The organism is Quatrionicoccus australiensis (assembly GCF_020510525.1).
GTDB classification, from domain to species: Bacteria; Pseudomonadota; Gammaproteobacteria; order Burkholderiales; family Rhodocyclaceae; genus Azonexus; species Azonexus australiensis_B.
Genome location: NZ_CP075188.1, coordinates 2,648,808 through 2,671,510 on the forward strand (window position 1 = coordinate 2,648,808; position 22,703 = coordinate 2,671,510).

The 22,703-nt window shown below is 59.0% G+C and carries 21 protein-coding genes and 2 tRNA genes; 13 read left to right on the forward strand and 10 right to left on the reverse strand.

The genetic code is table 11. The features are described 5' to 3' along the window. Positions 1-205 precede the first annotated feature (205 nt). Positions 206-281: transfer RNA gene (locus tag KI612_RS12795), tRNA-His, on the reverse strand. Positions 282-435: 154 nt separating this feature from the next. Here KI612_RS12795 and tig point away from each other — a divergent pair. The 7 genes from tig (at position 436) to KI612_RS12830 (ending at position 7,653) form a co-directional block, all read left to right on the forward strand. Continuing rightward, positions 436-1,740, forward strand: coding sequence for a trigger factor (gene tig / locus KI612_RS12800; protein WP_226440464.1), 1,305 nt, complete (start codon positions 436-438; stop codon positions 1,738-1,740). A 56-nt stretch (positions 1,741-1,796) separates the two neighbouring features. Next, positions 1,797-2,426, forward strand: a complete 630-nt coding sequence (clpP, locus tag KI612_RS12805; protein WP_226440465.1) for an ATP-dependent Clp endopeptidase proteolytic subunit ClpP — start codon at positions 1,797-1,799, stop codon at positions 2,424-2,426. Between the two features lie 14 nt (positions 2,427-2,440). Then, entirely contained in the window at positions 2,441-3,703 is a 1,263-nt protein-coding gene (clpX, locus tag KI612_RS12810) for an ATP-dependent Clp protease ATP-binding subunit ClpX (RefSeq protein ID WP_264180387.1), read from the forward strand. 67 nt (positions 3,704-3,770) lie between these two features. Further along, positions 3,771-6,185, forward strand: a complete 2,415-nt coding sequence (gene lon, locus KI612_RS12815; RefSeq protein ID WP_226440466.1) for an endopeptidase La — start codon at positions 3,771-3,773, stop codon at positions 6,183-6,185. 165 nt (positions 6,186-6,350) lie between these two features. Beyond that, a complete protein-coding gene (locus tag KI612_RS12820) occupies positions 6,351-6,623 on the forward strand; it encodes an HU family DNA-binding protein (protein ID WP_203466293.1) in 273 nt (90 codons plus the stop codon). 9 nt (positions 6,624-6,632) lie between these two features. Beyond that, a tRNA-Val gene (locus KI612_RS12825) sits at positions 6,633-6,708 on the forward strand. Positions 6,709-6,774: 66 nt separating this feature from the next. Then, positions 6,775-7,653 carry an HDOD domain-containing protein gene (locus KI612_RS12830; protein WP_226440467.1) on the forward strand — a complete coding sequence of 293 codons (879 nt, stop codon included), beginning with the start codon at positions 6,775-6,777 and terminating at the stop codon, positions 7,651-7,653. 12 nt (positions 7,654-7,665) lie between these two features. On the opposite strand, the gene KI612_RS12835 is transcribed toward KI612_RS12830, so the two are convergent. Then, positions 7,666-8,427, reverse strand: coding sequence for an RNA methyltransferase (locus tag KI612_RS12835; protein WP_226440468.1), 762 nt, complete (start codon positions 8,425-8,427; stop codon positions 7,666-7,668). A gap of 66 nt (positions 8,428-8,493) precedes the next feature. Here KI612_RS12835 and KI612_RS12840 point away from each other — a divergent pair, with 66 nt between their 5' ends. Next, positions 8,494-9,306, forward strand: a complete 813-nt coding sequence (locus tag KI612_RS12840; RefSeq protein ID WP_226440469.1) for an inositol monophosphatase family protein — start codon at positions 8,494-8,496, stop codon at positions 9,304-9,306. 85 nt (positions 9,307-9,391) lie between these two features. Here KI612_RS12840 and KI612_RS12845 read toward each other — a convergent pair whose 3' ends face one another. The 5 genes from KI612_RS12845 to phaC form a co-directional block, all read right to left on the reverse strand. Further along, positions 9,392-9,715, reverse strand: a complete 324-nt coding sequence (locus KI612_RS12845; RefSeq protein ID WP_226440470.1) for a PilZ domain-containing protein — start codon at positions 9,713-9,715, stop codon at positions 9,392-9,394. Between the two features lie 184 nt (positions 9,716-9,899). Further along, positions 9,900-10,454 (reverse strand): polyhydroxyalkanoate synthesis repressor PhaR, encoded by a 555-nt coding sequence (gene phaR / locus KI612_RS12850; protein WP_226440471.1) that lies wholly within the window; start codon positions 10,452-10,454, stop codon positions 9,900-9,902. A 130-nt stretch (positions 10,455-10,584) separates the two neighbouring features. After that, positions 10,585-11,328 (reverse strand): acetoacetyl-CoA reductase, encoded by a 744-nt coding sequence (gene phbB, locus KI612_RS12855; RefSeq protein ID WP_226440472.1) that lies wholly within the window; start codon positions 11,326-11,328, stop codon positions 10,585-10,587. Positions 11,329-11,373: 45 nt separating this feature from the next. Beyond that, complete coding sequence (gene phbB, locus KI612_RS12860) at positions 11,374-12,114, reverse strand: acetoacetyl-CoA reductase (RefSeq protein ID WP_226440473.1); 741 nt, start codon at positions 12,112-12,114, stop codon at positions 11,374-11,376. Positions 12,115-12,141: 27 nt separating this feature from the next. Beyond that, positions 12,142-13,872 (reverse strand): class I poly(R)-hydroxyalkanoic acid synthase, encoded by a 1,731-nt coding sequence (phaC, locus tag KI612_RS12865; RefSeq protein WP_226440474.1) that lies wholly within the window; start codon positions 13,870-13,872, stop codon positions 12,142-12,144. 328 nt (positions 13,873-14,200) lie between these two features. On the opposite strand from phaC, the gene KI612_RS12870 reads away from it, so the two are divergent. Next, entirely contained in the window at positions 14,201-14,428 is a 228-nt protein-coding gene (locus KI612_RS12870; RefSeq protein WP_226440475.1) for a hypothetical protein, read from the forward strand. Positions 14,429-14,447: 19 nt separating this feature from the next. Here KI612_RS12870 and KI612_RS12875 read toward each other — a convergent pair whose 3' ends face one another. Beyond that, on the reverse strand, positions 14,448-15,215 hold the full coding sequence (locus KI612_RS12875; protein ID WP_226440476.1) for a ZIP family metal transporter: 768 nt from the start codon (positions 15,213-15,215) through the stop codon (positions 14,448-14,450). 30 nt (positions 15,216-15,245) lie between these two features. After that, complete coding sequence (gene gcvA, locus KI612_RS12880) at positions 15,246-16,232, reverse strand: transcriptional regulator GcvA (RefSeq protein WP_226440477.1); 987 nt, start codon at positions 16,230-16,232, stop codon at positions 15,246-15,248. Between the two features lie 127 nt (positions 16,233-16,359). On the opposite strand from gcvA, the gene KI612_RS12885 reads away from it, so the two are divergent. From KI612_RS12885 to KI612_RS12900, 4 genes are all read left to right on the forward strand, one after another. After that, positions 16,360-16,578 (forward strand): hypothetical protein, encoded by a 219-nt coding sequence (locus tag KI612_RS12885; protein WP_226440478.1) that lies wholly within the window; start codon positions 16,360-16,362, stop codon positions 16,576-16,578. A 217-nt stretch (positions 16,579-16,795) separates the two neighbouring features. Further along, entirely contained in the window at positions 16,796-18,358 is a 1,563-nt protein-coding gene (locus KI612_RS12890) for an acetyl-CoA hydrolase/transferase family protein (protein ID WP_226440479.1), read from the forward strand. Positions 18,359-18,500: 142 nt separating this feature from the next. Continuing rightward, positions 18,501-19,775, forward strand: coding sequence for a porin (locus KI612_RS12895; protein WP_226440480.1), 1,275 nt, complete (start codon positions 18,501-18,503; stop codon positions 19,773-19,775). Positions 19,776-19,777: 2 nt separating this feature from the next. Then, entirely contained in the window at positions 19,778-20,215 is a 438-nt protein-coding gene (locus KI612_RS12900) for a type 2 periplasmic-binding domain-containing protein (protein ID WP_226440481.1), read from the forward strand. Here KI612_RS12900 and KI612_RS12905 read toward each other — a convergent pair. Then, positions 20,212-22,470 (reverse strand): response regulator, encoded by a 2,259-nt coding sequence (locus KI612_RS12905; RefSeq protein WP_226440482.1) that lies wholly within the window; start codon positions 22,468-22,470, stop codon positions 20,212-20,214. The two genes, KI612_RS12900 and KI612_RS12905, sit on opposite strands and share 4 nt — an antisense overlap. Positions 22,471-22,703 lie beyond the last annotated feature (233 nt).

The window sequence follows — 22,703 nt, forward strand, 5'->3', positions numbered from 1 at the left end:
TTGCGATGACAGGCATTTTTTTAGGTTCATCGCGTTTTACCGGGGAATGCGGTAAGCGCCCGGCAAACCCATCTGTAAATTGACGCGTTAGACCGCGAAGATCGCGTCCCCCTGAGAACCCAAGCAGGGTAAACCGGAAGGGAGTGGTGAGGAAACCCATAAACGAAAAACCCCCTGACGAATCAAGGGGTTCTCGTTTAAATTCTGGGGCGACTGATGGGGCTCGAACCCACGACAACCGGAATCACAATCCGGGACTCTACCAACTGAGCTACAGCCGCCGCTGAGCGAAGGCGCGCATTGTACGAACTTCTGAAAGCGCTGTCTACAACTTCTTCTTCAATTGCTGCGAACGAATGCAACTGCTGTCAGTTTGATCCACCGTGATAGAATTGACAGCTTTATTTTTCGGCTCTGTAGTCACAAGGAATTCTCATGGAAGCAACCACTGCACAAGCTAACGAACTCGAACGTAGCGTCGACCTCTCCATCGCCATTGCCGATATCGAGAAGGAAATGGACCAGCGCCTGAAGCGCATGGGCAAGAACATCAAGATGCCGGGCTTCCGTCCGGGCAAGGTGCCGCTCCACATCGTCAAGCAGCAGTATGGCGACCAGGCTCGTCACGAAATCCTCTCCGAACAACTCGACCGCGTCTTCGGCGAAACCGTGACCGCCCAGAAGCTGCGCGTTGCCGGCTATCCGCGCATCGAGCCGAAGACCACCGAAAGCACGACCCACATCGAATTCGCTGCCACCTTCGAAATCTACCCGGAATTCGTGCCTGGTGACCTGTCAACCGCTGAAGTCGAGCGTCCGGTCCTCGAAGTCGGCGAAGCCGAAATCACCAAGACCCTGGACATCCTGCGCAAGCAGCGCGTTTCCTACGCCGACGCCGACCGCGCCGCCGCCAAGGAAGACCGTGTTGTCATCGACTTCCTCGGCAAGAAGGACGGCGTCCCGTTCGCTGGCGGTGAAGCCAAGGATTACCCGTTCGTGCTCGGCCAGGGCCAGATGCTGCCTGATTTCGAAAATGCCGTCGAAGGCGCCAAGGCTGGCGAATCGAAGACTTTCGACCTGGCTTTCCCGGCTGACTACCACGCCAAGGATCTGGCCGGCCAGACGGTTCAGTTCGACATCACCGTCAAGCAGGTGCAAGCCCCGGTCCTGCCGGAACTGGACGCCGAGTTCGCGACCAGCATGGGCATTGCCGACGGCGACGTCGCCAAGATGAAGGCCGAGATCGAAGCCAACCTGAAGCGCGAAGTGAAGAAGCGCATTGAAGCCAAGCTCAAGGATCAGGTCATGGAAGCCCTGCTCAAGGCCAACCCGATTGCCGTACCGGGCGCCCTGATCGAAATGGAAGTCCAGCGCCTGATGCAGGCTGCCCGCCAGGATATGGAACAGCGCGGCATGAAGACCAAGGACTTCCCGATCCAGCCGGAATGGTTTGCCGACCAGGCTAAGCGCCGCGTCACCCTTGGCCTGGTTCTTGCTGAAGTCGTCAAGACGGAAAAGCTGCAGGCAACGCCGGAACAAGTTCGCGCCATGGTCGAAGAAACCGCCCAGAGCTACGAGCATCCGGAAGAAGTCATCCGTTGGTACTACGCCCAACCGCAACGCCTCGGCGAAGTGGAAGGTGTGGCAATCGAGAACAATGTGGTTGAATGGGTACTGGGCAAGGCCAAGGTCACCGACAAGGCTGCCGTTTTTGATGAACTGATGGGCCAGAACCAGTAATTTCCGGCACGTCACAAAAACAACAAACGTCTGTAACGTAACCAACAAGGGCTGACATGAATATCGACAACGCAAGCAACTGGGATCCGCAAGCACTGGGCCTCATCCCGATGGTGGTAGAACAGAGCGGCCGTGGCGAGCGCTCTTACGACATCTACTCCCGCCTGTTGAAAGAGCGGGTGATCTTTCTTGTCGGCCCGGTTAACGACGCCAGCGCCAATCTGGTCGTCGCCCAATTGCTGTTCCTTGAAGCGGAAAACCCGGACAAGGACATTTACTTCTACATCAACTCGCCGGGTGGCTCGGTGACGGCTGGCATGTCGATTTACGACACCATGCAGTTCATCAAGCCCGACGTGTCGACGCTGTGCATTGGCCAGGCGTGCTCGATGGGCGCCTTCCTGCTCAACGCCGGCGCCAAGAACAAGCGCTTCGCGCTGCCCAATTCGCGCATCATGATTCACCAGCCGCTCGGTGGCTTCCAGGGCCAGGCCTCGGATATCGCCATCCACGCCAAGGAAATCCTCTCCATCCGCGACCGTTTGAACCGGATCATGGCCGAACACAGCGGTCAACCGCTGGAACGGATCGAAAAGGACACCGACCGTGACAATTTCCTTTCTGCTGACGAAGCGGCAGAATACGGTTTGATTGACAAGGTGCTTACCCGCCGCGATGCGGCTTGACCGGAGAAATTCAGATGTCTAAAGGCGGCCAGGAAAAACTGCTGTACTGCTCCTTCTGCGGCAAGAGCCAGCACGAAGTCAAAAAGCTTATCGCCGGCCCGTCGGTGTTCATCTGTGACGAGTGCATTGCCCTGTGCAACGACATCATTCGTGACGAGTTGCCCGAGGAAGCCGCCAAGGCGGGTCGTTCCGACCTGCCGACGCCGCGCGAGATCAGCTCCATTCTCGACCAGTACGTGATCGGCCAGGAAGTTGCCAAGCGCATCCTCTCGGTTGCCGTGTACAACCACTACAAGCGCCTGCGCCACACCGCCAAGAATACCGGCGAAGTGGAACTGGCGAAGAGCAACATCCTGCTGATCGGCCCGACCGGTTCCGGCAAGACCCTACTCGCCCAGACACTGGCCCGCATGCTCAACGTCCCCTTCGTGATGGCCGATGCCACCACGCTGACCGAAGCCGGCTATGTCGGCGAGGACGTCGAGAACATCATCCAGAAGCTGCTGCAGAAGTGCGATTACGACATCGAGAAAGCACAGCAGGGTATTGTTTACATCGACGAAATCGACAAGATTTCGCGCAAGTCCGACAACCCGTCGATCACCCGCGACGTCTCCGGTGAAGGCGTGCAGCAAGCCCTGTTGAAGCTGATCGAAGGCACGGTGGCCTCGATTCCGCCGCAGGGTGGCCGCAAGCACCCGAACCAAGACTTCGTCCAGGTCGACACCACGAACATTCTCTTTATTTGTGGCGGCGCCTTCGCCGGCCTGGAAAAGGTCATCCAGAAGCGCTCCGAAAAGGGCGGCATCGGCTTCGGCGCCGAGGTTAAGAGCAAGGATGACGGCAAGGCCGTCGGCAAGATCCTGCTCGAAACCGAACCCGAGGATCTGATCAAGTTCGGCCTCATCCCCGAGCTGATCGGCCGCCTGCCGGTCGTCGCGACGCTGCAGGAGCTGGAAGAAGACGCTCTGGTCCAGATCCTGACCGAACCCAAGAACGCCCTGGTCAAGCAATACCAGAAGCTGTTCAACATGGAAGAGGTCGAACTGGAAATTCGCCCCGGCGCCCTGTCGGCCATCGCCAAGAAAGCACTCGATCGCAAGACCGGTGCACGCGGCCTGCGCTCGATCATGGAACATGCCCTGCTCGACATCATGTACGAACTTCCGGGCATGGAGAATGTCGAAAAGGTCGTCATCGATGAAAACATGATCACCGGCGACACCCCGCCGCTGCTCATTTACGCCGATCAGCCAAAGGTTTCCGGCTCCAACTGAGCCGGTACTTGAATTGCGGTTCCCCGCCCCCACCTAGGGGGCACATACCTATTTCAAAGGCATCGTAATGTCGAACCCCAACACGCTCCCGGAAACCGTCGAACTGCCGCTGCTGCCGCTGCGCGACGTCGTCGTTTTCCCGCACATGGTCATCCCGCTCTTCGTCGGCCGCCCGAAATCGATCAAGGCCCTCGAAATGGCCATGGAGGGCAACAAGAACATCCTGCTCGTCGCGCAGAAATCGGCGGCCAAGGATGAACCGGAGCCGGAAGATCTCTATCGCATTGGCTGTCTGGCCAACATCTTGCAAATGCTCAAGTTGCCGGATGGCACCGTCAAGGTGCTGGTTGAAGGCACCCAGCGCGCCCGCGTCGAAGCAATCGAAACCCAGTCCTCGGTTTTCATGGCAACTGCCGTGCCGCTGCCGCAGGCTGCAGTGGAAGATCACGAGATCGAGGCGATGCGCCGTGCCGTGGTTGCCCAGTTCGACCAGTTCGTCAAACTGAACAAGAAGATTCCGCCGGAAGTACTCTCCTCCATCGCCGGTATCGAAGACGCCGGCCGCCTGGCCGACACCATCGCCGCCCACCTGCCGCTCAAGCTTGAGCAAAAGCAGGAAGTGCTGGAAATGGACAGCATCCGCGACCGTATCGATCGCCTGCTTTCGCAGCTCGAATCCGAAATCGACATCCTCCAGGTCGAAAAGCGCATCCGTGGCCGCGTCAAGCGCCAGATGGAAAAGAGCCAGCGCGAGTACTACCTCAACGAACAGGTCAAGGCCATCCAGAAGGAACTCGGCGAAGGCGAAGAAGGTGCCGACCTCGAGGAACTGGACAAGAAGATCAAGGCCGCCGGCATGAGCAAGGAAGGCCTGGCCAAGGCACAAAGCGAGCTCAAGAAGCTCAAGCTGATGTCGCCGATGTCAGCCGAAGCCACCGTCGTGCGCAACTTCATCGAAACCCTGATTGGCCTGCCCTGGCGCAAGAAAACGCGCATCAGCAAGGATCTGCGCGAAGCCGAGAAGGTGCTGGATCAGGATCACTACGGCCTCGACAAGGTCAAGGAACGCATCGTCGAATATCTTGCCGTGCAACAGCGCGTCGACAAGGTCAAGGCACCGATCCTGTGCCTGGTCGGCCCTCCCGGTGTCGGCAAGACCTCGCTCGGCCAGTCGATCGCCAAGGCGACCAACCGCAAGTTCGTGCGCATGGCCCTGGGCGGCGTACGTGACGAAGCCGAAATCCGCGGCCACCGCCGCACCTACATCGGCTCGATGCCGGGCAAGATTCTCAGCAGCCTGACCAAGGTCGGCGTACGCAATCCGCTCTTCCTGCTTGATGAAGTGGACAAGCTTGGCCAGGATTTCCGCGGCGATCCGTCGTCAGCCCTGCTCGAAGTGCTCGACCCGGAACAGAACCACACCTTCCAGGATCACTACGTCGAGGTCGACTTTGACCTCTCCGACGTCATGTTCGTGGCCACCGCCAACACGCTGAACATCCCTGCGCCCTTGCTCGACCGCATGGAAGTCATCCGCCTGTCCGGCTACACGGAAGATGAAAAGGTCAATATCGCGATGCGCTATCTGCTGCCCAAGCAGATCAAGAACAACGGCCTGAAGAAAACCGAGATTTCGGTCGCCGACAGCGCCGTGCGCGACATCGTCCGCTACTACACCCGGGAAGCCGGCGTACGGGCGCTCGAACGCGAAATCTCGAAAATCTGCCGCAAGGTCGTCAAGACCCTGGTGCTGAAAAAGCGCGACACCAAGATCCTGGTCAACGCCAAGAATCTCGACAAGTTCCTCGGCGTCCAGCGTTACAGCTACGGCATGGCCGAAAAGGAAAACCAGGTTGGCCAGGTCACCGGCCTGGCCTGGACGGAAGTCGGTGGTGAATTGCTGACCATCGAGTGCGCCAACATGCCGGGCAAGGGCAACATCCTGCGCACCGGCTCGCTCGGCGATGTCATGAAGGAATCGGTCGAAGCTGCCCGCTCCGTCGTGCGCGCCCGTTCGCGTCGCCTCGGCATCAAGGATGAGGCCTTCGAGAAGACCGATATCCACATCCACGTTCCGGAAGGCGCCACACCCAAGGATGGCCCATCGGCAGGCATCGCCATGGCTACGGCACTGGTCTCGGCCTATACCGGCATTCCGGTACGTTGCGACGTGTGCATGACCGGCGAGATCACCCTGCGTGGTGAAGTCCTGCCGATCGGCGGCCTCAAGGAAAAGCTGCTGGCCGCCGTGCGTGGCGGCATCAAGACCGCACTGATCCCGTCCGAGAACGTCAAGGACCTCACCGAGATCCCTGACAACATCAAAAACAAGATCGAGATCGTCCCGGTCAAGTGGATTGACCAGGTACTCGAACGCGCGCTGGAACGCCTGCCCGAAGCACTGCCCGAGCTGGCCGAGCAAAAATCCGAGGTTGCAGCGACGGCTGAAAACCCCGCCGCACAAACCGTGCTTACTCATTGATTTGTAAGGAAAGGCCTGCCGGCGCATTCGCACCGGCAGGCCTTGGCCGTTAACCAGCCACGGAAAACCCGCGAGAATCCGCTTGACACAAGGATTTCGCCAGATATATAAATCCGTCCTCACAAAAATTTCGCTTCTCAAATCCATCCACCTAGGGGACTCAAGATGAACAAAACCGAACTGATTGACCAAATCGCCGCTTCTGCTGATATTTCCAAGGCTGCCGCTGGCCGCGCCCTCGACGCTACCGTCGAAGCCGTCAAGGCTGCCCTGAAAGCCGGCGACACCGTCAGCCTGATCGGCTTCGGCACTTTCTACGTTGGTGAACGCGCTGCCCGCACCGGCCGCAACCCGCGCACCGGCAAGACCCTCGAAATCAAGGCCGCCAAGTCGCCGAAGTTCCGCGCCGGCAAGGGCCTGAAAGACGCCATCAACTAATCGCATTACGGGTGCTTAGCTCAGTTGGTAGAGCGTCGCCCTTACAAGGCGAATGTCGGCGGTTCGACCCCGTCAGCACCCACCAGGATTCCTCTGCAGGAAACCACGAACCCCGCTCCTGTAGCGGGGTTTTTGCTGGAAGAGCAAGAAAATGACCGCGCAACAGATATCGCACGAAGACGACAAGACCGGCGATGCGCTCAAGGCCCAGCGCTTTCAGATGCTGGCCGACATCGCCAAGGAACTGGCCGGTGAAGTTGTCTTCCCCACCCACTTTGATGCCGTCATGCGCCTGCGCAAGGTCTTGCATGATCCAGAGGTATCTTTGCGCAGCATTACTGCCGCAATCGCGGGCGAACCTCTGATCAGCGCAAAACTGCTGCATCTGGCCAACTCGGTCGCGTTCAATCCGGGCGGCGTTGAGGTGGTCGACCTGCAGGCCGCTGTTACCCGCCTGGGGATGAATGTCGTCCGCAGCTCCGCGCTCTCCATCGTTATGACCCAGTTGCTGCGCGCCAAGGGCATGGCCGCTTTCGCCGGCCTGACTCAAACGCTCTGGGATCACTCCATACGCACCGCCGCGGGCGCCCGCGTCATTGCCCGTCGCCTGACCCGGATCAATCCGGAAGAGGCCATGCTGGCCGGCCTGATCCACGACCTAGGCGCGTTCTACATGCTGTACCGCGCCACGCAATACGATGGGCTGCGCGAGCGACCGGACAGCGTCAAGCATCTGATCATTGAATGGCATGAAAGCATTGGCGTATCACTGCTCAACGCACTCGGCTTGCCCGAGGAAATTGTCAGGGCCACCGAAGAACATGACCGCCTGCGCGCCAATCCCTATCCGCCGCGAACCCTGGCCGATGTGGTCTATATTGCCAACATGCTGGCCGGCGGCCACTTCGAATGGACCATGCAGGGCCATCCGATGAGTGCGCCGGACCGTGAGGCCCTGGAAGCCACCTACGCCGAGCTCCAGCCGGAAATTGACACGCAGCTCGCCGAAATGCGCGAGAGTTTCGCCTGAAGCCGCTGCGGGCTAGTCCTTGCGGCCGAATCCGGTTTTTACCTGGGTAGAAGCCAACACCCCGCGCAGGATATTGATTTCATCCTTTTCAAGGCGAATCCGGCCAAACAGGCGACGCAATTTCGGCATCAGCCGCCCCGGCTGTTCCGGATTGTAAAAGCCGGTCGCGGTCATCACCGACTCAAGGTGACCGTACAAGCCTTCGACCTCGTCGTGACTGGCGGGCGGCGAGACAAACGGGGTGACGCCGGCCACAAGCACCGGCGGCTTTTCTGCAAAGGCTGCCATCCGACACTCGTAGCACAACACCTGCACGGCCGAACCAAGATTCAGCGAACTGAAATCGGGATTGGTCGGGATCGTCACGGCGGCATGGCAATGCTGGATCTCCTCATTGCTCAAGCCCATGGTTTCGTTGCCGAAAACCAGCGCCACCTCACCCTGGGCCGCCTCGGCAAGCAGCCTGGCAACCGTTTCGCGGGGCGCCCCCAGCGCCGGCCCCAGATCGCGTTGCCGTGCCGACAGCGCGACGACAAACACGGTCCCGGCCAGTGCCTCGTTCAGGCTCGTGGTGATTTTTGCCTCCTGCAGCAGGTCGACCGCTCCGGTGGCCCGGGTATCCGCCTCGGGATCCGGAAACTGCTTGGGTGCCACCAGATATAGCCGGGACAGACCCATGGTCTTCATGGCGCGGGCCGCGGCGCCGATATTGCCCGGGTGACTGGGGCGGCAAAGGACAACTCTGATACGGGAAAGCAGGACTTCGGGGTTCATGGTGTAAAATTCGTTCTTTCAAATATATATCGGGTGGCTCTGGCCGCCCGTTAGCTCTTTAAGCCCATGCATCCAGCTCTGAATATCGCCATCAAGGCGGCGCGTCGCGCCGGCCAGATCATCAATCGCGCCTCGAACGACGTCGACCTGCTCAAGGTCACGGCCAAGCAACAGAACGATTTCGTTACCGAAGTCGACAAGTTTGCCGAAGCCGCGATTATCGAAACCCTGCAGGAAGCCTACCCCGGGTACGGCATTCTAGCAGAGGAGTCCGGCGAGTCCGCCGGCAAGGGCGCGACAGACGCTGAGTACCAGTGGATCATCGACCCGCTCGACGGCACCACCAACTTCATTCACGGCCTGCCGCAATACGCCGTGTCGATCGCCCTGGCCAAGGCCGGCGTGGTCGAGCAGGCGGTGGTTTTCGACCCGAACCGCAACGAACTGTTTACCGCCAGCAAGGGTGCCGGCGCCTTCCTCAATGAACGCCGCATTCGTGTCTCGAAGCGCCTCCGCCTGGAAGGCTCTTTGCTCGGTACCGGCTTTCCGTACCGCGAGTTCGACAAGCTAGACACCTACCTCGCCATCTTCAAGGAACTCGCACAGAGAACCGCCGGCATGCGCCGCCCGGGTGCTGCCTCGCTTGACCTGGCCAATGTCGCCTGCGGCCGCTACGACGGCTTCTGGGAGTTCGGCCTGGCCCCCTGGGACATGGCGGCCGGCGCCCTGCTCATTTCGGAAGCCGGCGGCCTGGTCAGCGACCTGCGCGGCAACACCAACTATCTCGAAACCGGCAATCTGGTCGCCGGCACGCCGAAGGTCTTTGCACCGCTTCTCAAGATGATCGAGAGCAAGCTGCCAGAAACCATTCGCGGCTAAACAGCTCGTGGGCACAGAGGCCCAGACATGAAAAACGCCAGCTCGCAGCTGGCGTTTTTTATTCCCGGAAGCGGGAAAATTGGCCTCAGGCGGAAGCGTGCGCCTGCAGAACAGCCAGCTGCTCGTCACTGATCGACTCGAAGCGCAAGCCGACCAGACGCTGATGGCCAACCCGCCGGATGCGCATGACGCTGACAAATGCCTCGACCGACGACGCGAGCTGCGGCGACTCGATACGACAGATACCGACCTCGCCACTCGGTCGCGCACCGAGTACCGCAACATCAAGCATGACACCAACTCCGGTGACCGAAACATCGGCCAGCGGAAACTCGAAGCGCTGGCCGCCAAGACTCAGATGAACCTGACCTTGCAGGAAAATGCGCTGGGATCGACGACGCTCTCTCATGATGCTTTCAAGCAGAAAAATCAGCCTGCATTTTCCCATGGCAAGCGCAGGCAAACCATGGGGAACCAACTAAACCAGCGAAATACCGGGAACCGGCCATGAAGATCAGGCGAGGAACTCCCGCCAGACATGGCTTAGCGGTCGACATCCAAAACAGATGCAATTTCCGCCAGGCCAGGCAGCCTTACTTCTGCTCCGGCTCTTCCGGATTGAACTGGAAGCCGGTGAACATCGTGCGAGTCTGGGTTTGCAGCTGATCCTGCATCGACTGGAACATTTTCTTCGACTGTTCCATATAGGCAGTCATCATGTTCTGCATGGCCGGTTGCTGGAAATTGAGAAACTGCGCCCAGAAATCGGCCTGCATGTGGCTGTTGTCGCCCGGACCGTAAACCGTGCGCGACTGCTCCTGCAGCTTGCCCTGGAAATCAACGAAGGTCTTCATGTTGTTTTCCAGATACTTGCCGAGCATGCCCTGCATGGCGCTACCGTAGAAACGGATGAAGCCAGAAAGCAGATCGCTCGAGAACAGCGGCATGCCACCGGTTTCTTCTTCAAGAATGATCTGGAGCAGGATGCTGCGGGTCAGATCCTCTGCCGTCTTGGCATCAACAACCTTGAATACTTCGAACTTGAGAACCAGTTCCTTGACATCACCCAGTGTGATGTAAGCGCTCGTCTTGGTATCGTAAAGACGACGGTTAGGGTATTTCTTGATCAGGCGTACCAGTTCCGACATGCTGCGATCCTTGAACGATTTTGTGTGCAGTGCAACATTATAGCTAAAAAAACAGGCGCCCGGAGGCGCCCATTCTTGTTGCGATGCAAAAATTCAGCAATGTTTCATACCGAATTCCGCAACATTGCGATTACTGGTAGTACAGACCGCCATTGATGTTCATCGTCGCGCCGGTCATGAAACCAGCCAGTTCGGACGACAGGTAGGCACAGGCGAAGCCGATTTCTTCCGGCTTGGCCAGGCGCTTCATCGGCACGGAACCGACGATGGTTTCCAGCACTTCCGGCTTGATCGCCATGACCATCTTGGTTGCGACATAGCCCGGGGCGATGGCGTTAACCGTCACGCCCTTGGCGGCCAGTTCGGCAGCCAGTGCCTTGGTGAAGCCGATCACACCAGCCTTGGCAGCAGAGTAGTTGGTCTGGCCAGCCTGACCCTTGACGCCGTTGACAGACGAGATGTTGATGATGCGACCCCAGCCGCGCTCGGCCATCTTGGCGGAGACTTGCTTGGTCATGTTGAACAGCGAGGTCAGGTTGGTGGCGATAACAGCATCCCAACCGTCCTTTTCCATCTTGGCGAACATGCGGTCACGGGTAATACCGGCATTGTTCACGAGGATATCGACCTGGCCGCAAGCAGCTTCAGCTTCGGCAACCATGGCCTGGCAGGAAGCGATATCGGAAACGTCGCCAGCAACACAGACGAAATCATTGAAACCGGCGGCAGCCATTTCCTTCAGCCACTCATCCTTGTTGTCGAATTGCGGATGGTAAGAAGCAACCACCTTATGGCCAGCCTTGGCCAGTTCCTGACAGATTGCGGTTCCAAGACCACCCATAGCGCCGGTAACGAGAGCAACACGTTGCGTCATAATTTTTCCTTCATTGTTGATATAAAGCGGGGTAAAAAAAGTCGATCAGTACATGTGCTGACCGCCGTTTATGGAAATATTGGCACCAGTGACAAACGCTGCTTCATCGGAAGCAAGGTAAGCCACCAGTCCGGCAATTTCCTCTGGCTTGCCCAGTCGGTTGACCGGGATTTGCGGCAGAATCTTTGAGTCGAGAATCTCTTGCGGGATCGCTGTCACCATCTTGGTGCCAATATACCCCGGCGATATTGTATTTACTGTGACACCCTGCTTCGCGACCTCCAGGGCCAGCGCCTTGGTGAAGCCATGCATGCCGGCCTTGGCAGCAGAATAGTTGGTCTGCCCGAAAGCGCCTTTCTGTCCATTGACCGACGAAACGTTGATGACACGACCCCAGCGGCGCTCGATCATGCCATCCATGACCTGCTTGGTCATGTTGAAAACAGAATCGAGATTGGTATGCATGACGGCATCCCAGTCACCCTTGGTCATTTTCTTGAAGGTCATGTCACGCGTGATACCTGCGTTATTGACCAGAACATCGACCGGCCCGACATCGGCAGCTACCGCCTCGACACAGGCGCGCGCCGAATCGAAGTCGGTTACATCACAAGGATAGGCCTTGAAACCATAGCCCATGTTGTGCATCGAATTGAGCCACTCCTGAACCTTGGGATTCCCCGGCGAATACGTCGTGACAACCTTGAAGCCCAGCGCTGCCAGCTTGATGCACACCGCTTCGCCAAGACCGCCCATACCGCCAGTAACCAGTGCAACACGCGACATATTATGATCCCTCTCCTCCAGCCTTTTTTAAACCGCGCGCTCCTTGACGTAGCGACCAGGTGCCGGTTCGATCGGCTTGTATTTTGCATTTCCCGGTTTGCGCGGTGCCCGCTGTTCTCCTGACAACGGTTTCAGCCATTCGGCCCAGTCAGCCCACCAGCTGCCCTTCTTTTCTTCGGCAGCGGTCAACCAGCTTTCAGCATCCATTTTCACATCGTTATTGACCCAGTAGCTGCGCTTGTTCTTGCTCACCGGATTGATCACGCCGGCAATATGACCGGAGGCACCGAGCACGAAGCGCACCGGTCCGCCAAGAATGCGCGTGCTCTGGAAGGCAGATTGCCAAGGCACAATGTGATCTTCACGCGTCGCCAGCAGATAGACCGGCATTTCCAGACTGCCGAGATCGACCTTGGTGCCGCACATTTCAAGCTTGCCCGGCACACGCAGATTGTTGTCGTGATAGAGGTTGCGCATGTACCAGCAGGCAAATGGCCCGGGCAGGCTGGTCGAATCCGAGTTCCAGTAGAGAAGGTCGAAAGCCGGTGGCTTCTGGCCCTTCAGATAGTTGCTGGTTACGTAATTCCAGACCAGATCATTGGCACGCAGGAAGGAAAAGGTGCTTTGCAGGTCGCGAGCCGGCAGCAGCCCGCCCTTGCCTATCGTCGACTCACGCGCCAGCAGGCCGTTTTCATCAATGAACAGACCAATTTCACCGGTGTCGGAAAAGTCGAGCAGCGTGGTCAGCAGGGTCAGCGAAGCAACGATGTCCTCGCCGCGCGCCTTGAGCACAGCCAGCGCAGAAGTCAGGATGGTGCCGCCGACACAGAAGCCAAGCGCATTGACCTGCTTGACCCTGGTGATTTCGCGCACGACATGCAGCGCGGCAATCGGACCATGCTCAAGGTAGTCGTCCCAGGTCAGATGCCCCTGCTCCTCCTTGGGATTGCGCCAGGAAACCAGGAAAACCGTGTTGCCCTGCTCAACCATGAAGCGGATCAGCGAGTTATCCGGCTGCAGATCCATGATGTAGAACTTGTTGATGCAAGGCGGCACCACCAGCAATGGGCGCGTGCCGACCTTCGGCGTCAGCGGCGCATACTGGATCAGCTGCATCAATTCATTTTCGAAAACGACAGCACCTTCGGTGGTCGCAATATTGCGCCCCACGTCGAAGACCGTTTCATCGGTCATCGAAATACGGCCCTTCTCAAAATCCTGAATCAGATTGTTGATACCGTCGGTAATGCTCTGCCCCTTGGTTTCCAGGGCACGCTGAATGAACTCGGGATTGGTCGCGGCAAAATTGGACGGCGCCATCGCATCGATCATCTGACGCGCCAGGAAACGCATGCGGTTTTTCGATTTTTCGTCGCCAGCAGGAATCAACTCGACCATCTGGTTTACAAACTTGCTGTTGAGCAGATAAGCCTGATGCGTGTAATCGTAAATCGGGCTGTCGCGCCATTCGGGAGCCGAGAAACGGCGATCGCCCGGTTCCGGTGCGACCTTGAAGGACTCCTGCTGCCCCTGCTGCTTGGACAGGACGGACTGCCACAAGGACATCTGCTGATCGGTAAACTGTTTTTGCAGCGCCGTCAGTTGCTGCGGATCAATCGCCGGCGGTGGCGTGACATTGGGATTCCCGGCTTTACCGATGAACTCCATGAACTGCTGCGCCATGTTCTGGCCGGCTTGCATGAACTGCATCGCCGAGCCAAGAAATGCGTCGTTGTTGTTCGATCCCTGATGCGCCATGGATGTCTCTTTGTTTTATCGTGGACTTGAGCTTATCGATTCTCCATACGCCCCCGAATCCTGTCAATGAAAATTGTCGACCGGCGGAAACGACCATCTGGCAAGGCTTTCAAGCCCTCCTTACAGGACAGGCGAGAGTCCCGCCTGGCATCCAACGCCCACCAAGCCCATATTGTTGCAAGCGGTAACAATATGACTGCCTTCATACATTTGTGGCGTAGCAAAAATGCATACACCGGAGGCACGGAGCGAGTCTGGCGAAAAGTTCAGGAACCGGGCCGCACCGGCTGCCCGACATTGCTTTTACAATGACGCCATGCCTCTAGCCATGATCATCGTCATCGGGTGGATTTACGTCACCCTGCTGGTTGCCGCCAATGAACCTTCGGTCGTTGCCGGCATCGTTTCCTTCCTGTTTTATGGTGCCCTGCCATGCAGCCTGGTCCTGTACTTCGCCGGCGCAAGGGTACGCCGTGAACGCCGCAAGTACCGGGAACAGATGGCCGCACGCCAGGCCCGGGACCCTGCCCGGGAAGATGCGCCGGCAGGCGATTGATTCTGCCCGCAGCGGCCGGCTATTCGCCGACCAGGAACTGAACGATAGCGATCGAAGCGATACCCAGCCCGATCAGGAGCACCTGCTGCAGGGTTGCCTTGAGTTCGGTCCGCTTGTGCAGACCGGGAATCAGGTCGGCGACCGCAACATAAATCATGCTGGCCGCAGCCAGCCCGAGCAGGGTCGGAATCCACTCCTGGAGATCGGATAGCGCAAAATAGGCCAGCGTGGCACCGACCAGTGTCGCCAGACTGGAGAGCAGGTTGAAGGCCAGCGCCCGCATTTTGCTGTAGCCGGAGTGCAGCAGGATCATGTAGTCGCCAACTTCCTGCGGGATTTCATGGGCGATGATGGCGAGCGCCGTAACAATGCCAAGCTGGGTGCTATCAAGAAAGGCCGCCGCAATCAGGATGCCGCCCACGAAGTTGTGGAAGGTATCGCCGACCAGGATGAGCAGACCCGAGCGCCCGTGATCGTGGGCAGGGGCGTGTGCCTCGTGCGCCTCGCAGTGATCGTGATGGCAATGCCGCCAGAGAACCAGTTTTTCAAGAACAAAGAAAACCATGATGCCGAACAACACGGTTCCCGCCATCCGATGCGGCTCGCCTTTCTCCAGGGCTTCAGGCAGGATTTCCAGGAAGGCCGCCCCAAGCAGGGCACCAATGGCATAGGAAATCAGCATGCTGATGCGCTGCGTACCAACCGCAACACTCAGCGCGGCAGCGGCCAGGACACTCAACAGGCCACCAGCCAGCGAGACGGCAATAATCCAGGAAAAAGTACTCACGAGACCCTGAAATTGAGGGAAAGGCGCGGATTATACGCCGTCGGGCGGGAGGGCACGTTCGCCATTTTCCTGCCCGTGCATTTGGGCTTCGGAAAGCAACCAGGCACGAAAAGCCACCGCCGAATCGCGGTCGGCCAACACCCTGCGCATCACCAGAAAATACGAATACGGCGATGGCACTGAAATATCAAAAGGCACGCACAAACGACCGGCGGCAACATCGGCAGCGACCAGGGGCTTCAATGCAAGCGCCACGCCCTGGCCATCGAGCGCGGCCTCGACCGCCAAAACGGCATTGGAAAAACGTGGACCGCGCTCGGCATCAACGCCAGTCGCACCGGCGTGGCTCAGCCACTCGCGCCAGCTTGGCTGGTATTCGCCGTCGTCTATCGTTTCATCGTGTATCAGCACATGCCGGGCCAGATCCTGCGGCGTGTCGAGCGGCCGCTCGGCAGTTGCCAGGCGCGGGCTGCAGACCGGCACACAATCGGTAGCAAAGATCTGTTCGACCAGGAAGCCGGGGTAGTTACCCGTACCGTAGCGAATGGCCAGCGTACTGCCGGCTTCACGCAGATCGGCGGCCGCCTCTTCAACGAGACGGATGCCACCCCGCCGGTCGACCGCATCACCACTGCTCGAAAGACGCAGCTTGACGTCCGGATGCAGCGCGGCGAAACGCGGCAGACGGGGTACCAGCCAGCGCGCCGCAAACGACGGCGGCGCCGTGACCGTCAGCACACCAGCACAGGGCTGGCGGGTACTATCGACGGCGGCGGCAAAACATTCGAAACCTTCGCGGATCTTGGGCAACATGGCCTCACCCTGCGGCGTGATCTCGAGCGCCCGGGTCAGCCGGTGAAACAGGCTGAGGCCGAGATAATCCTCCAGCGACTTGATCTGCTGGCTGATCGCCGCCGGCGTCACGTGCAACTCCTCGGCTGCCTTCTTGAAACTGAGATGGCGACTGGCCGCCTCAAAGGCACGCATGGCGGAAAGCGGAGGCAGACGATAGGTCATTGACGATTAAGTTTTTCTAAAGCGTAGGATCATAAATTGTCGTTTGCCGCACCGCAAGCAACTCACTATCTTTGCCGGCAAGCCGCTGCTGCGGCCCATACCTCCGCCAGTGAAAGGAAACACCAGAATGAAGAAGTCCCTGCTCGTTGCCGCCCTGCTCGCCGTCGCCCTCTCTGCCTGTGGCAAGAAGGAAGAACCGGCAACGACCCTGCCCGCGCCTGCCGTCGCCCCCAGCCTCCCGACTGCTGCTGAAAGCGCGCCGGGTGAACAAGCCAAACCCGCCGAAGGCGCCAGCCTGAACGCCATGCCGGAACAAAAGCCGGTTGAAGGCAAGCCGGTCAACTGATGACCAAGGGCAAAAAAGGCTGATGAGTAAGTTTTTCTATTCCATCGAATAAAAAAATCTCGTTCGTTGGCTTTTGCTGCCCTTTGGTAAATTTGCGCACCGTCTCCTCCAGACCTTAATGCGCTTTGGATCTGGATTTGAGCCCGCCTTGTGCGGGCTTTTTTTTGACCGGGTCATGCGGAGGCAAATAGACCCCATCTTTCAGGAGCAATAAACCATGGGTGGAGCATCCCGCGTCCATAATGCCGCCTTGCGCGGCAAGATCATGTCGGCCATCGAGGCTGCCAATCTCATTCCTTCCGGCGTCAATGTCGGCATGAGCGGCTTTACTGGCGCCGGCTACCCGAAAGAAGTCCCGACCGCACTGGCCAAGCGCATCATGGATGCAAACCTGCACGGGCAAAAATTCAAGATCGGCGTATGGACCGGCGCCTCGACCGCCCCTGAACTCGATGGCGCACTGGCCATGGTGGACGGCATTGAAATGCGCCTGCCCTACCAGTCCGATCCGACCTGTCGCAAACGCATCAACGCCGGCGAGATGGAATACATCGACATCCACCTTTCGCATGTCGCGCAATTCGTCTGGGGCGGTTTCCTCGGCAAGCTCGACGTGGCAGTGGTTGAAGTTGCCGGCATCCTCGAAGACGGCCGCCTGATTCCGTCCTCCTCGGTTGGCAACAACAAGACCTGGCTTGATCAGGCCGAGAAGGTCATCCTCGAGGTCAACTCCTGGCAGAACCCGCATCTCGAGGGCATGCACGACATCTATTACGGCACAGCCCTGCCCCCGAACCGCAAGCCGATCCCGATCTGCAAGCCGGACGACAGGATCGGCGAGCCGTATTACAAGATTGACCCGAACAAGGTCATCGCCGTCATCGAGACCAACAAGGCCGACCGCAATTCAGCCTTCTCCGCCCCCGACGAAAATTCGCAGAAGATTGCCAACCACATCCTCGACTTCCTGCAACATGAAGTGAAGAAAGGCCGTCTGCCCGCCAACCTGCTGCCCCTGCAATCGGGTGTCGGCAATGTCGCCAATGCGGTGATGGCCGGCCTGCAGGATGGTCCGTTCGAAAACCTGACCGCCTACACCGAAGTGCTGCAGGACGGCATGCTCGAGCTGATCAAGAGCGGCAAGCTGACCTGCGCCTCGGCCACCTCCTTCTCACTCAGCCCGAATGCGCTGGTCGAGCTGAATGCCGACCTGCCCCGTTTCAAGGACAGCATCATCCTGCGCCCGCAGGAAATCTCGAACCATCCGGAAGTCATCCGCCGTCTCGGCGTCATCGCCATGAACGGCCTGATCGAAGCCGACATCTACGGCAACGTCAATTCGACCCACATCATGGGCACGGCGATCATGAACGGCATCGGCGGTTCCGGCGACTTCGCACGCAACGCCTTCCTGTCGATTTTCATGACCCCGTCGAGCGCCAAGGCTGGCAGCATTTCCTGCATCGTGCCTATGGTCTCGCACGTTGATCACACCGAACACGACGTCCAGGTCATCGTTACCGAGCAGGGCCTGGCCGACCTGCGCGGCCTGTCGCCGAAGCAGCGCGCCAAGGTGGTCATCGAAAATTGCGCCCACCCCAACTTCAAGCCGGCCTTGCGCGAGTATTACGACCGGGCCCAGCGTTATTCACCGGGTCGTCACACGCCGCATCTGCTCGACGAAGCCTACAACTTCCTGCCCAACTGGATGGCCAACAAGGCCGCCCGCGAGGCATGGCGAGAGGACTCCCTGGTCCAGGCCGACGCCTGGCAGAAGTAAGGCATCACCACAAGGCCGCGCCAAAGCGCGGCCTTTTTTCATTCAACATATCCCTTGGGCATCATTTTCCAGCCGAGGCTGCGATCTTCGCCTGCCATCCTGCTAAGATCCGGCCTGTCTCCATCAGCTGCGGAATGATCGCGTGCCATCACTAATCGACCGGTTCAGAAAGCAGGACCGCAAGCGGGAACAATCGGGCACCTTCTTGGCGCTGCTTGCCGTGCTGTTCTCCCTGAGCGGGCCAGCGCAGGCCGAAGGCGAAAGCGAAATCGCCGACAAACGTTTCGAATTTGGCGGCTTTGGCACACTGGGCGTCGCCCAGACCGACAGCAACGATGCGCAGTTCATCCGCGACCAGAGCCAGGCCAAGGGCATCGGCAAGACCCCGAGCGCCAAGCTCGACTCCCTGCTCGGCCTGCAAGTCTATTTTCGCGCCACCGATTCGCTCGAACTGGTCACACAAGCCATCACCCGCTACGGTCCGCAAGGCAATTTCCAGCCAGATATTTCCTGGGCCTTCGCCAAATATGCACTGATCCCCAACAACCTGACGCTACGCGTTGGCCGCATGGGTACCGAGTTCTACATGCTCGCCGACTCGCGGCACGTTGGCTACTCTTACCTGACGGTACGGCCACCGGTGGACTTCTTCGGTGAGCTCGCTTTCCATTATGTCGACGGCTTTGATCTGGTCGGCACCTTGCCGGTTGGCGACGGTGTCCTCAAGCTGAAGACCTTTGCCGGCCAGTCAAACGAAGTCGCCCCCATCGGCAAAGAGATATTCAGTCTGCGCCGCAATCCGATGTATGGGGCTTATCTGGATTACCAGCAAGGCAACTGGCAATGGCGGGCAACCTACGCCCAGATGACCTTCAAGCATGATTTGCCGGCGCCCGTATCAAGCCTGCAGGAGCAACTCGCCGCCGTCGGTGCGAGCACGGCTGCCCGGGCCATCGCACTGACCAACACCACCTCGCGCTTCTACTCGGCAGGTGGCGTCTATGATCGCGGCCCGCTGCAGGTGCAGGCCATGCTGAGCTACACCGCGCATGAGAGCCATATTTACCAGAACACCAAGGCCGGCTACCTGATCGGCGGCTATCGCCTCGGCGAGTTCACGCCCTTTCTCGGCTACTCGTGGAGCAAGTCGAAAAGCAAGGAACTGTCGAGCGGCCTGCCCGACATTCCGTTCCATGACCTGAATGTCGCCCTGGCCGGCGCCCTGGCCCGGGTCCATACCGACCAGCACACCTGGTCACTGGGCACACGCTGGGACTTTCGCCGCAACATGGCGCTCAAGGCGCAGGTCGACATGATCCGCGGCAAACCGGAATCCATCTTTCTCTACCCGACCAGCACACCCAAGTTCGATGGCAAACTGAATGTCTTCAGTCTGGCGCTCGATTTCGTCTTCTGATCATGCTGAAGCGCGCCCCCCTCCTCCTGCATGCCGCCCTGTTTCTGCTCACGGGGCGTGATGCCTGTGCCGATCTGGTTGTCGTGGCCAACCCGAAAAGCGGTATTGAACGCCTCAAACGCCAGGAAGTGATTTACCTGTTCATGGGACGTTGGCGGCAGTTGCCTTCCGGCACCGAAGCACACCCTGTCGACCTCGGCAACGACAGTACGGAACGGGCCGAGTTTTACCGCCAGCTGGTCAACAAGGAACCCTCGGAGATCAAGGCTTACTGGTCACGCCTGGTATTTTCGGGGGGATCGCGCCCACCCTACACCGCGGAAAGCCGCGAAGAACTGATCCGCCTGATCAGCAGCATGCCCGGCGCCATCGGCTACATCGAGCGCAGCCAGGTAGACAGCCGCCTGCGCATCGTTTTCGAACTTTCCGGCTCGCCCTAAGACGCAGAATCCTCGCCCAGGCAAGTGGACAGTTCAGTTTCAATCAACTGCCAGACGCCGGCAATTTCGTGCGCAAGCCGGCTGCTCTCGCCATGATCATCCCGCTTTGCGGCGAACTCCAGTTGCTGCATCAGCGCAGCCAGACGCACCGCCCCCATGCTGGCGGCGGAAGCCTTGAGACGGTGGCTGACCTGAGCCAGCGAAACCACATCGCCAGCGGCCTCGGCCGCAAGTATTTGCTGCACGCCGCTTGCGGTCGACTTGAGGAAGAGGTCAAGAAAGCGGCGGATTTTTTCCGGATTGTGGCGCCCGAGTGCTGCAACAACCTGCATATCAATTTCGCCCGACAGCACGGTACTCTCTTGTGCCGAGGCGACCTTTTCCGGCATTTTCGGCATTTTCGGCGGGTCGACCGTGACGGAGGGGAGTTGGGGTAACTGCAATGATTTGAGCAAGATCCGGAAGAACTGGGCCGGCTCCACCGGCTTGGAAATGAAATCGGTCATCCCGGCCGCCAGGCACTCTTCCCGGTCTTCGGTCCGCGCATTGGCCGTCATCGCGACTATCGGCAGATCGCGAAACCGGGGATCGCTACGGATACGCTGCGTTGCCTCGATACCATCCATTTCCGGCATCCGGACATCCATCAATACACAGTCAAAAGTGGTTTTCTGCAGCAATTCAATGGCTTCGTGGCCATTGTTTGCCACCTCGACGAGGACCCCGAATTCCTCGAGCAACTCCCGGGCAATCTGCTGGTTGAGCAAATTGTCTTCAGCCAGCAGAATCCGCAGTCCCTGCATACTCTCGGGCAACCGGGCCAGCGCATGCTCGTCGACCACCGCGGCCGAACCGGAGGCGGCAACAGCCAGATTGACCGTTGCCCAGAAAGTACTCCCCTGACCGGGGATGCTATCAACACCAACCTCGCCGGCCATCAGTTCGACCAGTTGCTTGTTGATCGCCAGGCCCAGCCCGCTCCCGCCGAATTTGCGGGTCGTCGACAGATCAGCCTGCTCGAAGGAGTTGAAAAGCCGCGCCATCTGTTCGGCGCTCAGACCAATCCCGGTATCCTGCACGGCAAAGCGGATACGACACTGCCCATCGGCATTGGCAAGCAGCCGCGCCTGCAGGCAGACCGAGCCCTTCTCGGTGAATTTGATCGCGTTATTCAGATAATTGAGCAGCACCTGGCCCAGCCGCACGCCGTCGCCGCAAAGCTCGCCCGGAATCAGCGGATCAATGTCGATTTGCAGCGACAGGCCTTTTTCCTGCGCCTTCAACTCGGCAATTGCCGTAATCCGCCGCACCAGATCATTCAGACTGAAGACCGCGGACTCCAGCTTCAGCTTGCCGGCTTCGATCTTGGCAAAATCGAGGATGTCGTTGACCAGATCCTGCAGGTGCCGCCCCGCCCCCCGGATTTTCTCCAGATAATCGCGCTGTTTGGGTGTCAGCGTCGTCTTCAAAGCCAGATGCGCCATGCCGACGACCGCATTGATCGGAGTACGAATCTCGTGGCTCATGTGGGCAAGGAAATCGCCCTTGGCCCGGCTGGCACTCTCGGCCTGCTCGCGCGCCTGGGCAAGATGGCTGTTCAAGGCGTTGATATCCATCGCCAGACGACCGATCTCGGTGGTTTCATGTCCGCGCGGCAAGGGCAGGCTCCCGCTTTGATCGTTGGTCATCCGGTGCAGCTGATCGGACATGCTCTTCATCGGCCAGACAATCCAGCGGAAGGCCGCAAAAATGGCCGCCACGATGATGGCCAGCAACTGCAGCAACAGGGCCGAACCGATGAAGACCAGTTCCTCGCGGTTCAAGCGGTCCAGCTCGTCCTGGTTGGGTTCGATCACGATCTCGCCAACCTGGGCCCGGGCATCAAACGGCGAATAGATTTTCCGACTGACCGCACCAAGCGAAAAAGCCAGCGCCCCGGCACGGGCAGGAGTCCGTGCGACCCGGGCCAGTTCGCCGGAACTTGAGCGGATGACGACGCCAAGCACGGCAGAGTTCTTGAGCAAACCCTCGGCGATCTCCCTGGACAGTACCTTGTCTTCGACAAAACAGGCTGCACTGGCCGTGCTGGCTACCGTATCGAGCAAGGCCTGCAGGCGCAGCGCAACGTCCTCACTGGTCCGCTCGAAAGCCACCGCACCGATGATGGCAACCGAAGCGATTCCGGCCAGCAGCGTAAAGCCGATCACTGCCAGCGCACTTCGGAAAGCGATGCCGCGTCGCACAAGGAATGTCATTGTTTTTTCACTTCCGGACCCGAAACCATTCTGGCATGAAATCCATTGCGCCCTGGCGAATTTTTTGCTTCCCGAACGAAGATTGAAAATTGATGTCAGCAAGCCCAACAAAGACAACTTAACAGCAGCACGGGGATTTGCTAGTGTTACACCACTGCGTCCGACGGCGAGCCTTGTCCGGTCTGACTTTCGACATCATCGACCGAGCTGCTCCAGGCAACAGGTAGCAACAA

What these genes read in the sequence shown, in the direction of transcription:
- KI612_RS12830 (WP_226440467.1), top strand. Translation starts at nt 6,775, where the DNA reads ATGACCGCGCAACAGATATCGCACGAAGACGACAAGACCGGCGATGCG.
- tig (WP_226440464.1), top strand. Translation starts at nt 436, where the DNA reads ATGGAAGCAACCACTGCACAAGCTAACGAACTCGAACGTAGCGTCGAC.
- KI612_RS12885 (WP_226440478.1), top strand. Translation starts at nt 16,360, where the DNA reads ATGAAGAAGTCCCTGCTCGTTGCCGCCCTGCTCGCCGTCGCCCTCTCT.
- KI612_RS12840 (WP_226440469.1), top strand. Translation starts at nt 8,494, where the DNA reads ATGCATCCAGCTCTGAATATCGCCATCAAGGCGGCGCGTCGCGCCGGC.
- lon (WP_226440466.1), top strand. Translation starts at nt 3,771, where the DNA reads ATGTCGAACCCCAACACGCTCCCGGAAACCGTCGAACTGCCGCTGCTG.
- KI612_RS12890 (WP_226440479.1), top strand. Translation starts at nt 16,796, where the DNA reads ATGGGTGGAGCATCCCGCGTCCATAATGCCGCCTTGCGCGGCAAGATC.
- phaR (WP_226440471.1), bottom strand. Translation starts at nt 10,454, where the DNA reads ATGTCGGAACTGGTACGCCTGATCAAGAAATACCCTAACCGTCGTCTT.
- KI612_RS12870 (WP_226440475.1), top strand. Translation starts at nt 14,201, where the DNA reads ATGATCATCGTCATCGGGTGGATTTACGTCACCCTGCTGGTTGCCGCC.
- KI612_RS12835 (WP_226440468.1), bottom strand. Translation starts at nt 8,427, where the DNA reads ATGAACCCCGAAGTCCTGCTTTCCCGTATCAGAGTTGTCCTTTGCCGC.
- phbB (WP_226440472.1), bottom strand. Translation starts at nt 11,328, where the DNA reads ATGACGCAACGTGTTGCTCTCGTTACCGGCGCTATGGGTGGTCTTGGA.
- KI612_RS12820 (WP_203466293.1), top strand. Translation starts at nt 6,351, where the DNA reads ATGAACAAAACCGAACTGATTGACCAAATCGCCGCTTCTGCTGATATT.
- KI612_RS12905 (WP_226440482.1), bottom strand. Translation starts at nt 22,470, where the DNA reads ATGACATTCCTTGTGCGACGCGGCATCGCTTTCCGAAGTGCGCTGGCA.
- KI612_RS12845 (WP_226440470.1), bottom strand. Translation starts at nt 9,715, where the DNA reads ATGAGAGAGCGTCGTCGATCCCAGCGCATTTTCCTGCAAGGTCAGGTT.
- phaC (WP_226440474.1), bottom strand. Translation starts at nt 13,872, where the DNA reads ATGGCGCATCAGGGATCGAACAACAACGACGCATTTCTTGGCTCGGCG.
- phbB (WP_226440473.1), bottom strand. Translation starts at nt 12,114, where the DNA reads ATGTCGCGTGTTGCACTGGTTACTGGCGGTATGGGCGGTCTTGGCGAA.
- KI612_RS12900 (WP_226440481.1), top strand. Translation starts at nt 19,778, where the DNA reads ATGCTGAAGCGCGCCCCCCTCCTCCTGCATGCCGCCCTGTTTCTGCTC.
- gcvA (WP_226440477.1), bottom strand. Translation starts at nt 16,232, where the DNA reads ATGACCTATCGTCTGCCTCCGCTTTCCGCCATGCGTGCCTTTGAGGCG.
- clpP (WP_226440465.1), top strand. Translation starts at nt 1,797, where the DNA reads ATGAATATCGACAACGCAAGCAACTGGGATCCGCAAGCACTGGGCCTC.
- clpX (WP_264180387.1), top strand. Translation starts at nt 2,441, where the DNA reads ATGTCTAAAGGCGGCCAGGAAAAACTGCTGTACTGCTCCTTCTGCGGC.